Origin of the sequence: Clostridium sp. ZS2-4 (assembly GCF_026719745.1) — a bacterium.
Taxonomy (GTDB): Bacteria; Bacillota; Clostridia; order Clostridiales; family Clostridiaceae; genus Clostridium_H.
Genome location: NZ_JAPPRQ010000048.1, coordinates 41,602 through 56,136, shown reverse-complemented (window position 1 = coordinate 56,136; position 14,535 = coordinate 41,602). Strand labels below are relative to the sequence as shown.

16 protein-coding genes and 1 riboswitch are annotated in these 14,535 nt (G+C 28.5%); of the genes, 13 read left to right on the top strand and 3 right to left on the bottom strand.

The features are described from left to right. Nucleotides 1-187: 187 nt before the first annotated feature. Nucleotides 188-721: a hypothetical protein gene (locus OIO11_RS08965; RefSeq protein WP_268071109.1), complete on the bottom strand. Its 534-nt coding sequence runs from the start codon at nt 719-721 to the stop codon at nt 188-190. A 481-nt stretch (nt 722-1,202) separates the two neighbouring features. Here OIO11_RS08965 and OIO11_RS08960 point away from each other — a divergent pair, with 481 nt between their 5' ends. From OIO11_RS08960 to OIO11_RS08925, 8 genes are all read left to right on the top strand, one after another. Continuing rightward, nucleotides 1,203-1,652, top strand: coding sequence for a thioredoxin family protein (locus OIO11_RS08960; RefSeq protein ID WP_268071108.1), 450 nt, complete (start codon nt 1,203-1,205; stop codon nt 1,650-1,652). Next, complete coding sequence (locus OIO11_RS08955) at nt 1,652-2,338, top strand: cytochrome c biogenesis CcdA family protein (RefSeq protein WP_268071107.1); 687 nt, start codon at nt 1,652-1,654, stop codon at nt 2,336-2,338. Before OIO11_RS08960 ends, OIO11_RS08955 begins: the two co-directional genes overlap by 1 nt. Before the next feature lie 110 nt (nt 2,339-2,448). After that, complete coding sequence (locus OIO11_RS08950) at nt 2,449-3,357, top strand: LysR family transcriptional regulator (protein WP_268071106.1); 909 nt, start codon at nt 2,449-2,451, stop codon at nt 3,355-3,357. 346 nt (nt 3,358-3,703) lie between these two features. Next, complete coding sequence (locus tag OIO11_RS08945; protein ID WP_268071105.1) at nt 3,704-5,011, top strand: O-acetylhomoserine aminocarboxypropyltransferase/cysteine synthase family protein; 1,308 nt, start codon at nt 3,704-3,706, stop codon at nt 5,009-5,011. Between the two features lie 259 nt (nt 5,012-5,270). After that, nucleotides 5,271-5,353: riboswitch (cyclic di-GMP riboswitch) on the top strand. Next, complete coding sequence (locus OIO11_RS08940) at nt 5,354-5,503, top strand: hypothetical protein (RefSeq protein ID WP_268071104.1); 150 nt, start codon at nt 5,354-5,356, stop codon at nt 5,501-5,503. Between the two features lie 197 nt (nt 5,504-5,700). Further along, complete coding sequence (locus tag OIO11_RS08935; RefSeq protein ID WP_268071103.1) at nt 5,701-5,853, top strand: hypothetical protein; 153 nt, start codon at nt 5,701-5,703, stop codon at nt 5,851-5,853. 25 nt (nt 5,854-5,878) lie between these two features. Further along, nucleotides 5,879-6,625 carry a LytR/AlgR family response regulator transcription factor gene (locus OIO11_RS08930; RefSeq protein ID WP_268071102.1) on the top strand — a complete coding sequence of 249 codons (747 nt, stop codon included), beginning with the start codon at nt 5,879-5,881 and terminating at the stop codon, nt 6,623-6,625. Nucleotides 6,626-6,810: 185 nt separating this feature from the next. Continuing rightward, on the top strand, nt 6,811-7,917 hold the full coding sequence (locus tag OIO11_RS08925) for a sensor histidine kinase (RefSeq protein ID WP_268071101.1): 1,107 nt from the start codon (nt 6,811-6,813) through the stop codon (nt 7,915-7,917). Between the two features lie 7 nt (nt 7,918-7,924). Here OIO11_RS08925 and OIO11_RS08920 read toward each other — a convergent pair whose 3' ends face one another. After that, a complete protein-coding gene (locus tag OIO11_RS08920; RefSeq protein WP_268071100.1) occupies nt 7,925-8,074 on the bottom strand; it encodes a cyclic lactone autoinducer peptide in 150 nt (49 codons plus the stop codon). Continuing rightward, entirely contained in the window at nt 8,049-8,660 is a 612-nt protein-coding gene (locus tag OIO11_RS08915) for an accessory gene regulator B family protein (RefSeq protein ID WP_268071099.1), read from the bottom strand. Before OIO11_RS08915 ends, OIO11_RS08920 begins: the two co-directional genes overlap by 26 nt. Before the next feature lie 484 nt (nt 8,661-9,144). Here OIO11_RS08915 and OIO11_RS08910 point away from each other — a divergent pair, with 484 nt between their 5' ends. The 5 genes from OIO11_RS08910 (at nt 9,145) to OIO11_RS08890 (ending at nt 14,486) form a co-directional block, all read left to right on the top strand. Continuing rightward, nucleotides 9,145-10,074, top strand: coding sequence for a DMT family transporter (locus tag OIO11_RS08910; protein ID WP_268071098.1), 930 nt, complete (start codon nt 9,145-9,147; stop codon nt 10,072-10,074). A gap of 118 nt (nt 10,075-10,192) precedes the next feature. Continuing rightward, complete coding sequence (locus OIO11_RS08905; RefSeq protein WP_268071097.1) at nt 10,193-11,458, top strand: ATP-grasp domain-containing protein; 1,266 nt, start codon at nt 10,193-10,195, stop codon at nt 11,456-11,458. Between the two features lie 27 nt (nt 11,459-11,485). Continuing rightward, the gene (locus tag OIO11_RS08900) at nt 11,486-12,907 is read left to right on the top strand and encodes a B12-binding domain-containing radical SAM protein (protein ID WP_268071096.1); all 1,422 of its coding nucleotides are present in this window, start codon (nt 11,486-11,488) and stop codon (nt 12,905-12,907) included. Beyond that, a complete protein-coding gene (locus OIO11_RS08895) occupies nt 12,900-13,571 on the top strand; it encodes a prephenate dehydratase domain-containing protein (RefSeq protein ID WP_268071095.1) in 672 nt (223 codons plus the stop codon). The genes OIO11_RS08900 and OIO11_RS08895 overlap by 8 nt, the downstream gene beginning before the upstream one ends. Next, nucleotides 13,572-14,486 (top strand): branched-chain amino acid transaminase, encoded by a 915-nt coding sequence (locus tag OIO11_RS08890; protein ID WP_268071094.1) that lies wholly within the window; start codon nt 13,572-13,574, stop codon nt 14,484-14,486. The last annotated feature ends 49 nt before the right edge of the window (nt 14,487-14,535 follow it).

Sequence of the window (14,535 nt, the reverse complement as noted above, 5' to 3'; positions counted from 1 at the left end):
AAGGCGTATAATCTTATTTTTAAATTCTGATTCGTATCTTCGTTTTTTCATTGTCGTAACCTCTTTTCTGAAATAAATTATATCATTTATTCGACTGAGGTGTTACAACTTTAGTATACCACTACAAGGTAATCCTAGAGTTCTAATAATATTTAGGTTGATGGCTATGGGGGTCCCCCTTTTAGTTTTAAATAATATTAAACTGAATATTAGTTCTAATTAGGCTTTTAATTAGTTCATTCTGTTTATCTAAAGTTTTAGGCTCTATTCCATTTCCACCATAATGAAATTCTTTATCATAATACTCTTCATAAATTATATTAATTAATTGATTTGTTTTATCTAAAGTAAATCTATAAATTTCAATAGATTCTTGATTAAATTTATTATGCTTTTTATAATTATTCTCAAGATAATTTATGTTTTTTAGAAATAAATATGTAGTTATTTCTAAAGAATCATCGGTTATAAACTCATTAATTTTTGATGAATACTGCTTTATTGTAGACAATTCTTTTTTTAAGTATAGTACGTTATTTATATCTAAAGGTTTATCTTTTAATTTTTCATACATTTCTTCATATCTACTTGTTAACAAAAATAAATTATGACTATATTCTGGTGGAAGGTCATAAGTATTATTTTTTTTATTGATACAAATTATCAATAAAATTACAGAGATTATTATAAATATTAGTGCAAGTAATGATTTTTTTTTCATTATTATTACCTCCTAAAAACAACTACACTGTTATGATATTATAACATATAGTAGCAAACAGAAACTTCCAGTTGCTGCTATGATCCCAGGGGTCATAGTAGCAACTATGGAGGGGGAAATTGATAAAAAAACAAAAGAATAAACTTTGGATGTTTTTAAAATTGCTGCTAAGTATAACCTCGTTACTAAATAAAATGGGAGAAATTTTATAGATGAGGGTGAGAACTTAAATTCATATAGTCCCTGCATATTGTCTACTCTTCTATTAGTTATTGGATATGTAGGAGAATCAGGAGCAAAGTTTAAGCAATAGCAGGGAAGTTCATTTACAAAATATTAATTATTATTTAATTGATATTTGAATAATAATTAATATATAATAATTATTACATTAATATATTCGCATATTCTTATATATGCATATGAATTATAAATGTTAATCTACTAGAAAAATACTATAATATTATCAGGAGGTTAGAGTATGAAAAAGTGGACAAAAATAACTATAATAGTCGTTCTGTTGATGGCTGTTGTTGGAATTTATTATGGTAAGAATGTTTACTTTAAAAAAGGTAATGAACAGGCAGCTTTAACTAATAATTTAGATAAAATAATTGCAGTAGAAAAAGGGGAAGTTAAAAAGCCTGTAGTAATGGAATTAGCCACTACAACCTGTCCGGCATGTGCACAGATGTATCCTGTAATGGAGAGTATAGATAAAAAATATAAAGATAAATTGATAGCTGGAGTTGTGTATTTAGATGATAGCAATATACAAGAGAAGGCTGCAGAGTATGCAGAAAAATATTCTATTAGAGTTGTACCTACTATGATTTTCTTGGATGAAAATGGTAAATTGTTTTTAAGACAGGAAGGATATATGTCAGAAGAAGAAGTAACTGAGGTGCTAAAAGCAATGGGAGTAGAGTAATGGGTGAACTATTAAACAATTTTTCAAATTTGATCTCAAACAATGTATATATAGCTTTAGCAGTTTCTTTTTTAGCAGGAATAGTATCCTCCTTTAGTCCCTGCATATTGTCCACACTTCCATTAGTTATTGGTTATGTAGGAGAAACAGGAACAAAGGATAAAAAGACAGCCTTTAAGTATTCACTATTCTTTTCAATAGGAGTAGTTGTTACTTTTACTGCACTTGGAGTTACTTTTTCCCTACTTGGCAAGTTTATGAATATAACAGGCAAGTGGTGGTACTTAGTGTTGGGAGCTATAATGCTTTTAGTAGGGCTTCAATTATTAGGAGTAATAGGAAGTCATAATAAAGCCTGCAAAATGCCAAACAGAAGAAGAGGCTTTGGGGGAGCATTCTTCTTAGGAATTCTAGGAGGGGCATTGTCTTCGCCTTGCTCTACTCCAGTTCTTGCAGCAATACTAGCTTTTGTGGCACAGAAAGGAAATGTAACCCTTGGTGCCTTGATGCTTTTGCTGTATTCTATAGGTCATTCAGTTTTAATCATTATTGCAGGAACTTCAGTAGGTTTGGTTCAGCAGCTTAGTATGTCTAATAAGACTATGGCAGCAGGAAGAATTCTTAAAATTGTTTTAGGTGTTTTGGTAATTATTATGGGAATGTATTTGTTGTATTTAGGGTTTTAATGCATAAATAGAAAAGATTATATTTTTACTATAGATTTTCAATTAAAAATAATTATAAAATTATAGGGTGATTGTGTTATAAAAACAATAAGAAGAAAAGAGGAGATAATTTGACATTAACACAATTAAAATATGCAATCACGATATCTGATACAAATTCCATGAATGAAGCAGCAAGACTTTTGTTTATTGCACAGCCAAGTCTCTCTGCTGCGATAAAAGATTTGGAAGAAGAAATCGGTATTGAATTATTTAAAAGAACAAACAAAGGAGTTATAGTAACACCGGAAGGTAAGGAATTTTTAGGTTATGCAAGGCAGGTAGTGGAACAGTATCAGCTGGTGAAATCAAGATACATAGAAAAGAAGAATGTGAAAAAGAAATTCAGTGTATCCATGCAGCACTATACATTTGCAGTAAATGCTTTTGTAGAGATGGTAAAGCAGTTTGGTATGGATGAATATGAGTTTGCAATTCATGAAACTAAAACTTATGAAGTAATTGAAGATGTAAAGAACTTTAAAAGTGAAATCGGTATTTTGTATCTAAATGATTTTAATCGAAAGGTATTAACGAAGCTATTTAACGAATATAATTTGGAGTTCCATGAAATCTTACAGTGCGGCATTTATGTATATATGTGGAAAGGCAATCCCCTTGCAGGGAAATTGGAAATTTCATTAGAAGAACTGGAAGAATACCCGTGTCTCTCGTTTGAACAGGGAACGTATAATTCATTTTACTTTGCAGAAGAAGTGTTAAGTACTTATGAATACAAGCGATTAATTAAGGCTAATGACAGAGCCACGTTGCTGAATCTGATGGTTGGATTAAATGGTTATACATTATGCTCAGGCATTATATGTGAAGGATTAAATGGTTCTGACTACTGTGCGATACCATTGAAGTCTGATGAGATAATGACAATAGGCTATCTTTCGCGAAAAGGTGTAGCCATCAGCCCTTTGGGACAGAAGTATTTAGAAGAGATTGCAAAATATAAGGACTTCGTGTTATAGATTTTGAAGCAGTATGAAACTTTGTAGAAATATATGAAAAGACTAGAAGATATACACATTAAAATGAAAAAATAATGAAAATGAATTACGACTGCTCGTTATAGATAATAACTATAGCGAGCAGTCTGTTTTATATATTATACATATAAGGAAAGGCGTGATATTATTTCTTTATAAATTGATAGAAATTAAATGAAACGGAGATGATTCGATGAGAGTAGTTAAAGGTCATAGACGAACTGCAATTTATAGTGTCATGTGTGGGAACAATAAATAGCAGGCAAAACATTACAGATAAAAACAAATTCAAAATATCGAACTTTATATAGAACAGGAGGAATTTATTATGAGTAAGAAAACAAGAGCAGAAAGAAATCTTAAATTTGAAACATTACAGTTACACGTAGGACAGGAAAATCCAGATCCAGCAACAGGAGCAAGAGCGGTTCCAATCTATCAGACATCTTCTTATGTATTTAACAACAGTGATCATGCAGCAGCAAGATTTGGATTAGCAGATGCAGGTAATATCTATGGAAGATTGACCAACCCGACAGAGGATGTATTTGAACAGAGAATTGCAGCATTAGAAGGTGGTGTAGCAGCATTAGCAGTTGCTTCTGGAATGGCAGCAATCTCCTATGCAATTCAGAATTTAGCTCATGCAGGAGAGCACATCGTAGCAGCAAAAAATATCTATGGCGGTTCTTATAACTTATTAAAGCATACTTTGCCGGAATATGGAATTACAGCAACCTTTGTGGATCCGTTCAATTATGAAGAAATAGAAACAGCAATTCAGGAGAATACAAAGGGTATATATATTGAAACGATTGGAAACCCACGTTCAGAAGTGGTGGATATCGAAGCAATTGCCGATATTGCTCACAAGCATAACATTCCATTGGTGGTGGATAATACATTTGCAACTCCGTATCTGATCCGCCCAATCGAATATGGTGCAGATATCGTAGTACATTCTGCTACCAAGTTTATTGGAGGTCATGGAACAACAATTGGTGGTGTTATTATTGACAGTGGAAAATTTGACTGGGAAGCATCTGGTAAGTTTCCATCTTTAGTAGAACCGAATCCAAGTTATCATGGAATAAGTTTTACCAAGGCAGTAGGAGCAGCAGCTTATGTGACAAAGATTCGTGCAATCCTCCTTCGTGATACAGGAGCAACTTTATCTCCATTCCACGCATTTTTCTTCCTGCAAGGATTAGAGACCTTATCTCTTCGAGTAGAGCGTCATGTGGAAAATGCTTTGAAGGTAGTTGAGTATTTAAGTAACCATTCACAGGTAGAAAAGGTACATCATCCGTCTGTATCAGAGGATGAAGAACAGAAGAGTTTATATGCGAAGTATCTGCCAAATGGTGGTGGTTCTATTTTTACTTTTGAGATAAAGGGAGATGCTCAAAAGGCAAAAGATTTTATTGATAACCTGGAACTGTTCTCCTTACTTGCCAATGTGGCAGATGTGAAATCTTTAGCTATTCATCCTGCAACTACCACACATAGCCAGTGCACAGAAGAAGAATTGTTAGAGCAGAAAATCAAGCCAAATACCATCCGTCTATCCATTGGTACAGAGAATATCCATGATATTATCGAAGATTTAGAAGAAGCATTTAAGGCAGTGCAGTAACTAAAAATTTTTTAAACATTATGGCGTAAAATGTATTGTTTTACGCCAATTTTTTAAAAATGGAAAAGGGAACTTTAAGGAACTATTTTTATTGAATAAAAAAACAAAAAAATAAATAAAGTTACAAATTTCGACAAGAAATACATCGAAAATATTATAAAATAAAGAAAATATAGGTATACACCAACTATCTCTACATAGTCTATTTGAAAGCAGCTTATAGGAAGATAGAAATATAAGTAAATATATTAATTTTAAGATTTATGTTAGAGCAGAAGAAGCATGACTATATTTGGACGCTTATGTCATGTGGATGCAGTAGCCTAACCGGCTAACTACTATGTGGTTAGCTTTTTTGTTTTTCAAAAGCTTAAAAAGCTGAAAAATTTACTGAACATTACAAAACTTGAAAGAGGATTACTTACAGCAATCATGAATGGAGATGACAGTAAAGTAAATAAGCTAATATGTCATGAAAATAAAAATACTTGAAGAGGGAAAAAAAAGTGGCGGGACAAGCTTTGCGGCTTAATAAAGAAACCTTAATGATTTAGAAAATTGGAGGGAAAAATTGATGAAAAAACAAAAGAATAAACTTTGGATGTTTTTAAAATTGCTGAGATGTATATTGGCGTGAAGCAGCATATGAAGAATTAAAATCTATTATTGAAAAGATTTTTCCAAAAGATGTGAGGAGGTTTAAAGTATATGTAGGCCCAAGTGGTGACAGTGATTTAGATATAGATAATATGCTTGGATATACGCCTACCTATGAAGAAATAAAAAAGAAGTATCCAGAAGAAATAAGTTTAACATTAAAAGTAGAGATGAATAAATATTAATTTTACTAAGGATGGAGGATATTTTATGATAAACATACTTATTTATGATGATTGTTCAAGAACAGTAAAGCTTATAAAAAACATAGTAAATCAATTTTATGATGAAATTGATTTTAAAGATTTTAGTGTACAAACTTTTAATAATTCAAAGGATATTATTACATATGTTAAAAATAATCCTATTGAAAAAAAAGTATATATATTAGATATTGATTTAAATGAAGAAAAAAATGGCTTGTTATTAGGCAGAGAAATTAGAAAATTAGATAATTATGGTGGTGAAATGATTTTTGTCACTAGTCATTTAGAAATGAGCTTTAAAGTTTTTCAATATAAGCTGCGGGTTTTAGAATTTATAGATAAAAGCGATAATTTAAGTAAACAGCTGAAAGAAAGTCTTTCTATTGCAACAAATATAATATGTAAAAATACACAAGAAAATAAAGAAAAGAAACTTCAGGTTAAATTCGGTATTCAAATTTCTAATATACCTATTAAAAACATAATTTATTTTGAAACCATAAAAAACAGCAAAAAAATTATGCTCTGTACATGTAATAATAGAATAGAATTTTACAGTACATTAAAAGAACTGAAGAATTCTTTAGATGATAATTTTATTCAAGTGCATAAAACCACTATAGTAAATAAAAATTATATAAGGAACATAAATAAAAGTCCTAATAATGTTTATATAGAATTAGAAAATGGTGTTCAATGCCCACTTTCTAGAAGTGGCTTGAAGGTGGTGAGTGATCTTTTGACATGCTAAATATATTTTTCTTATTTTTAAATTTTTATACTAGCTTATATATTGTATGTAGACTAAATAATTATAGGTTTAATGTAAACAAAGAAAATTTTACAACAATACTTACTTTATCTATACTTTATAATTACTTAGTTAAATTAACTATATTGAATAATTTTAAAATAGTATTAACTTTTATTGTTATAATGATAATTACAAAGGAAATAATTCATGAAAATTTAATTTTATTAGTTCAAAACTGCTTTTTTACAGTACTTATAATGATAGTTTCAGAGCTGTTGAATGGGATTATTTTTACTAATTTATTAAAAATTAATGTAAATACTTTAAATAATATTAGTAATCTATTTATTTTTAATATTTCAATATGTTTAACTGCGATTTTAATAATAAATGTGAAAGATATTTTTATTACCATGTTAAAAAATAAAAAACAGATCAATCCTAACAATTCAATTATAAAAAGTATATTTATAATTAGCATAACAGTTATATTGTTATTCAATTATTCTTTGATGTATAAATATTTTAATGATTATTTTGATAATAAAATATTTGTTGTAATCTTGATTTTATCAGGTTTTTATTTGATTATTGCTTTAACTTTTTTATATACAAATTATATATCAAATAAGAACATTGAAAAATTAGAAATAAAAGAAGAAGAATATAATAAATTAAAACTTTATTCAGATATAACTGAAAGCTTAGTGGAGGATATAAGCAAATTTAAACATGATTACAATAATGTAATTTTCATGATGAATGGGTATTTACAAAATAATGATTATGACGGATTAAAAAAATATTTTTCGAAAGAAATATTAAAGGAAAACAAGTATCATAGTATTTTTAAGCTAAAAAAAGTTAAAGCTTCTGGCTTAAAAGGGTTACTTGCAGCTAAAATAGATCAGATGATTAGAGATAACATAGATGTGTCTATAGAAATTTTAAATGATATAGTGTTATATCATATTGATGAATTAGATCTGTGTAGAATTATAGGTATACTGCTGGATAATGCATATGATGCAGCTAAAAACAGCAGTGAAAAATCCGTATGTATATCTTTTGTAAGAGATGAAGCTTTGAATATAACAATATTAAATAGTTATAGTGGTAAAAGTATTAATATAAATGACATATACAAAAAAGGCTATTCCTCAAAAGGCGATAATAGAGGAATAGGTCTTCATAATGTTAAGGAAATCTTGAATGAAAAATATCCTAATGTAATCCTAAACACATATATTGAGGAAAGTATATTTATTCAAGATCTACATATTAGCTAAGTAATATTTACTTAGCTTTTTTTAATAATGATTTTGGCATTTTGGGTTCTTCTAAAACGAGAAATGCACATTTTTTTGTTGATGTATAAGCAACTTTTGTTGATATATTACTAATGCTATTTGCTATAAATTTAGATAGTTTTTTCGTAGTATTCATAATTATTAAACCTCCTGTTAAATAATTTATAAATTATAGGTGATATAAGTAGTGCTTCTATCCATAAAATATGTATAAATATATTTGAAAAAAATATATTTTGTACAGAAATGGAAATGAAAAAATAGATAACTACTGTAAATAAACTCTTGATTTTTAACTGATTTCTAATTAAAGGATCCAAGTAAGGTTTTTCCTCAGTATCCGCTGGAGCATATTTAAAATAAATAATTAAACTCAGTATAAAGATTATTAGCTTTGTTATAATACTAAACTGAAAATTCAAAGATAAATATACTGCTCCAAATATAATTATCAGCGTAGAAAGAAGACAGGTGTAACTCTTTCTAGCATGTATTCCTGAAGCAAAACTTCGTATAACACCAAAAATTATTAAGGTATAAACACTATATCTAAACATTCCTAATAAATACCCTAAACCTAAAATAATAGGAAATTTAGTGAAATTCATAAATAGAACTTCTAGTCCATATCGTATGATTTCTAATTCTTCTTCTGTCTTATTAGGAAGTGTCTTACTTATAAACTTTGATATTGTAGTGCTGAATTTTTCTGAATATTTCATTTTTATACATCCTTATTAAAAGTATTATATATTAAGTAAAATTTAAAGAACAAATAGGAAAATGTCAATAAAAATTCCTTGAATGGTACAAAAAATTCCTTAAATGACATAAACATATAAAAAATACAACTTAAAGAAAGAAATATGCAATTCAAGGAATATATATATCTTACTTACAAGAAATGTGATAGTTTAAGGTTAGATGCAAATATATGTAGAGCGAAGTTTAAATATAGGGTTTATTGATATTCAAACTTTATACTACAGATATAATTGATATTAATACTCGAGTGTTGATATCAATATATAAATTCTCTGACGAGAGAAAAAAATAGGTATTATGAATTTGATTTTTAAAATTACTCATAATTGAAAATCAAATTTAGTTATTGCGAAAAGTGTAAGAAATGATGAAAATAAATGATGATTTTTTATAATCGTGCAATGATTTTTAATACTATCATTATTATTAAAGGAGAATTGTATGAAAAAGAATATTTTGTATATTTTATTTTTACTTCAATGTTTGATTGGAGGGACTACTTGGGCTTTTCAAAAAATAGGTTTGCAGAATAGCCTCCCATTTTGGGCAGCAGGTATGAGGTTTATTATAGCTAGTACATTAATAATTTTAGGATTACTTATTTCGAAAAAGTTTAAGATTAATAAGAAAGTTTTAGTGATTTCATTTTTATATGGACTTATGTATTTTGCATTTCCATTTGGTTCAGTTTATTGGGCATCTGTATACCTACCAAGTGGATTAATTTCTGTATTATCATCAAGTATTTCTGTATTTGTTTTAATTTTTGCAATTTTAATAAACAGAACACCTACAAAAAATACACAAAAGGTTGGTACGATTTTATGTACTATTGGGATTGCAATAGTCTTTGGTGATAAGTTGATGATGAAAGGGTCATTAATGGAAATAGTAGCTATGCTTATAGTTTTAGTCGCGATGATAGGATCAGCATTTACAACTGTTATAGTAAAATCGAAAATAAAGTATTTGCCATTCATGACTTTTACTAGTTTATCAATGGGTTTTGGGGGAAGTTTTTTGTTAATTTCTAGTTTGGTATTTGAGAAAGGTACACGAACTTTTTCAGGGAGTAATTTGATTTCTTTGATTTATTTATCAATTATTGCATCAATTTGTGGTTTTTGTATTAATATGCATATATTGAAAAAATGGCATGTATCTAAAGCAACTGCACACTTATTTGTATCTCCTATTATTGCTATATATATTGGAGTTATATTTCTAAGAGAAAGTCTTAATAGCAATATCTTTTGGGGAACATTCTTTGTGATTATTGGAGTTATGCTAATAAATATAAAAATAGATAAGAGAAAGATTTTAGTAATACAATCTGAACAGAAAGAAAAATCAACAAATGAGGCATCATAGTAGGTAAAAGAAGTGTGTATTTTTAATTAATAATAGATTTCATTTTATGGAGATGTTTTTTATATAAAAAAAGAGATGCTGAAGTAATATATAAATTTTAAAATATGGAGGGATATATATGAAGAAAAGAGTAATATTATTTGATCATAATAGCAAATTAAATTATACATTAAATGAAGTTTTAGCTCTTAATGTTGAAGTGTTTTGTATAAATAATCAAAATAATATTCAAAAGAATAAGGAGTGTAATGTTTTTTATGTTGATTATTTAAATAATCCTAAAGAGGCGTTAGAACAATTAATAAAGTTAAATGAAGAGTATAAATTTGATGGAATACTATGTTTTGCTGAACAAGCACTTTGTTTTGTTTCAGAGCTATGTAAAACTTTGAATCTTAATTTTGTATCAAAGAAAGCAATTAAGACTACAAGAAATAAATCTTTATTGAAAGAGCAATTTATTTTAAATGGTGTAAAAACGTCACAATATTTAGCAATAAACACTGAAAAAGATATTGATGAAAATACCTTAGAAAAGGTAAGTTTCCCCTTAGTAGTAAAACCAAGTAGTGGTATGGGGAGTATGGGCGTAATAAGAGTTGATGATTATCAGAGTCTTGTTAAGGCTGTAAAAACTGTTAGAGAATTTAATGAAAAAAATATTGATAGTTTAAATAGGAGCAATCAAATTGTTGATGGAAAGATTATAATTGAAGAATATATAGATGGAAAAGAGTATGCAGTTGAAACTTTCACAGTAAATGGTGAGGTTTTTATATTATCTATAGGATATAAAGGATATCCTATAGGACCATACTTTGAGGAAAGTATATATTTAGCCCCAGCTCAATTAGAAAGTAATATAATTAATAAAATGAAAGAGAATGTTAGAAAGGCTGTTCTTGCAGCAAATATAAAAAATGGACCAGCTCATGTTGAATTAAGAGTTAATGCAAGTGGAGATTCATACATACTCGAAATAGGTGCAAGAATAGGTGGCTCAGGAGTTTCTCATTTTATTGTTAAGGAAACAACAGGAATTAATTTTATTGAGTTATGTTTAAAATTATCTTTAGGAGAAATAATTGATAAGGAATTAAATGTAAATCAAATGAGCTTTGCATGTAATTATATTATACAAATTGGTGAAGGTGGAAATTTAGAGTCAATAGAGGGCCTTGATGAAGTAACAAAATATGAGGATACTTATGAAGTTATTCTTATGGATTGTATTGGAAAAGATTATTATCCGTATCCAAAAGGAGCATTTTTTAATGGATATCCAGGATTTGTTTTTTCTAGACACGATAGCTATAAAAAAGCAGTAGATTATTTTGAATTTTTAGATAAAACATTAAAACTAAAATTTAAACCATTTAGTTAATACCAAGAAAGTAGTAGGGATGAGATTATGAAAAAAAAAGTATTATTAGTATATTCACCAATGGATGAGAATTATCATACAGAAGGAGTTAACGATTCATTGCCTTTAGGATTATTATATCTATATAATTATGCAATAAAATACATGAATTTAGATGTTAGAATTGACATAATAGATGGTGAATATTACAGCATGGAAGAAATATTAGGTATGTTGAAGGAATATGATTTATTATGTGTACAAACTATGATGGCATCATATAGGAATACCTTGAAGATGTTAGAAGTAGCTAAGCAATATAATATAACAACAGTATTAGGTGGCCATCATGCTACTCAACTTAGAGAACAAATAATAATGAACAGAAACGAGTTGGTGGATTATGTAATTGTTGGAGATGGAGAGGAAGCTTTTGTTGGATTAATACAAGAGAAGCATAAAGAAAGTATACCTAACTTAGCCTATTATGATAAAGAGACAAACAGTGTTAAGTATACAACAAAAAGAAATTTCCCTATAGATGAAAATATTGTAGATTATATAGAGCCAAAGTTATTAGAGCAATATTATAGGGATCCAATTAGAAATAGTAGTTTAGAGAGAATAGAAAAGCTTAGTAGCTTCAGAGCTTATAGTCATAAGGGCTGTAGCAATAGACAAAACTCACAATATTGTTTTTTCTGTGGTAGAGCAGATTCTGGAGTTAGATTCAAAAGTCCTGAGGTTTATATAAGAGAGTTAGAGTATATAGTGACAATTCCAACTATTAAGTATATATTTGAAATTGGTGATGATTTTCTACAAGATGAACAGTGGTTAGAAGAGGTAGCAAATTTATATCAAAATAAATTAAAGAACTCAAATATAAAATTAAAAATATTTGCAAGAGCAAATAGAATTAATGATAATGTAATTAAATATCTTAAAATGTTAAATATTGATGAGGTAGCAATTGGATTTGAATCAGGAAGTTCAGAAATATTAGAAAAAATAAATAAAAATGCAACACCAGATGATAATATTAAGGCAGCAAAGCTTCTTTTCCAAAATGGAATAGATACGATAGCTAGTTATGTTTTAGGATTACCTGGTGAAACAGTAGAAACACTTGACCAGACATATCAACAAGCGTGTTACATAAGGGAATTATCGTTACAATATTTAGGCAGAGAACCACAGGAGATTATATCTAATATAATTGAGATTAATCCAGGTTCACCTGCATATTATTATTTGAAAAAGGCATATCCAGAAAAATATTGGAATGAGGATTTACTTGATATTCACGAAACACAAAGTGATTATTTTAAGATGCATTTTAATTTAAAGACGGAACAAGAATTAAGAGATTTTAGAAAAATGTTAATAGGGTATGGTAAAAAAATAAATAAACTAGGTAAATATACTTATCCGGCAGGGTGGACAAAGGAGGATATGTATAGTGAATAGTTTAAAAAACTGTTTGAGTAATGTTAATCCTTTTATTGATATATGCTATGATGAGAAGGAAATTAATAGTATATTAAGAGATGATTATATTCAAAAGATATATGTCTTTGCATTAGGACCAGAGGGGACTAATATTTCTCAAGCAGCAGAAAAGTGGATTGTAGATAAAGAGTTAAGTAATAAAGCAGAAATTATTTTATGTAGTTCACCAGAAGAAGCTATAGAAAAGGCTAAAGAAATCAGTCATAGTAGAATATTGCCTGTATTTACACTTTGTGCTGTTTATAATAAGTTATTTGAACTTTATTTTTCTAATACAGATAGCTATTTTTTCATGGATCATATTTATATGAAGTTAGATAATATGATTATTGCAACTAATGAATATCAGGATAAGGATAAATATAAGATTTTTTCACATCCGTCACCTTCTATTTTAGTAGATAATTTAGAAAACATAGAGGTGGTTTATTCAAACTCTAATGCATTTGCAGCTCAACGATGCAAAGAGGAAATTGGGGAGTTATGTATAACAACTGAATCAGCGAGAGTATTCAATGGGTTAAAGGCAGTTCATTGTATTGGAGCACCTGTAATGTTATTTACATTTGGGACAACATTACATGGTATAAAGATATTAAATAAAATAGGCGGAGGACAGTAGATGATTAATACAAAAAAAATATGGATGGATGGAAGTTTAATAGATCATGATGAGGCTAAAATTCATGTTTTATCTCATGTGATTCATTATGGTAGTAGTTTCTTTGAAGGTATTAGAGCCTATAAAACTAAAAAGGGAACAGCTATTTTTAGGCTTGACGAACATGTTAATAGGCTGTTTGACTCTTGTAAAATATATTATACACAAATTCCATTTACAAAAGAGGAGATAAAGCAGTCAATAATAGATACAGTAAGAGAAAATAATTTAGAGGAAGCATATATTAGACCTATAGTTTATAGAGGGTATAATGTTTTAGGGGTAGATCCTACTAATTGTCCTGTTAATGTAACTATTGCAGCGTGGGAATGGAAATCTTTTTTAGGGGAATCAGCTATTAAAAATGGAATTGATGCAAAGATCTCAAGTTGGGCTAGAATGGCTCCAAACACTATACCTGCTTTAGCAAAGGCTGGTGGAAATTATTTATCTTCTCAGTTAATAAGAATGGAAGCTATGATGAATGGATATGAGGAGGGATTAGCTTTAAATACACAAGGGGAATTAAGCGAAGGAAGTGGAGAAAATATATTTGTAATTAAAGATAATATAGTGTATACTCCGACTATAGCTTCATCTGCACTTTTTGGAATTACTAGAGATACGGTAATTAAAATTTGTAAAGTTAAAGGGTATTATATCATTGAGCAGAGTATTCCTAGGGAGCTATTATATATTGCTGATGAGGTATTTATTGTTGGGACAGCAGCAGAGATCACACCACTAAAAAGTATAGATAGAATTAGTATAGGTAATGGAAGTTTTAAAATTACAAGTGAAATACAGAATATGTATTATGGTATAGTTAAGGATGAGATAGTTATTGATAAAGAATGGTTAACATATGTTTATTAATAATTAATTTGAATATTGGTATTAACAGATTGTCTATACACATGTTGAG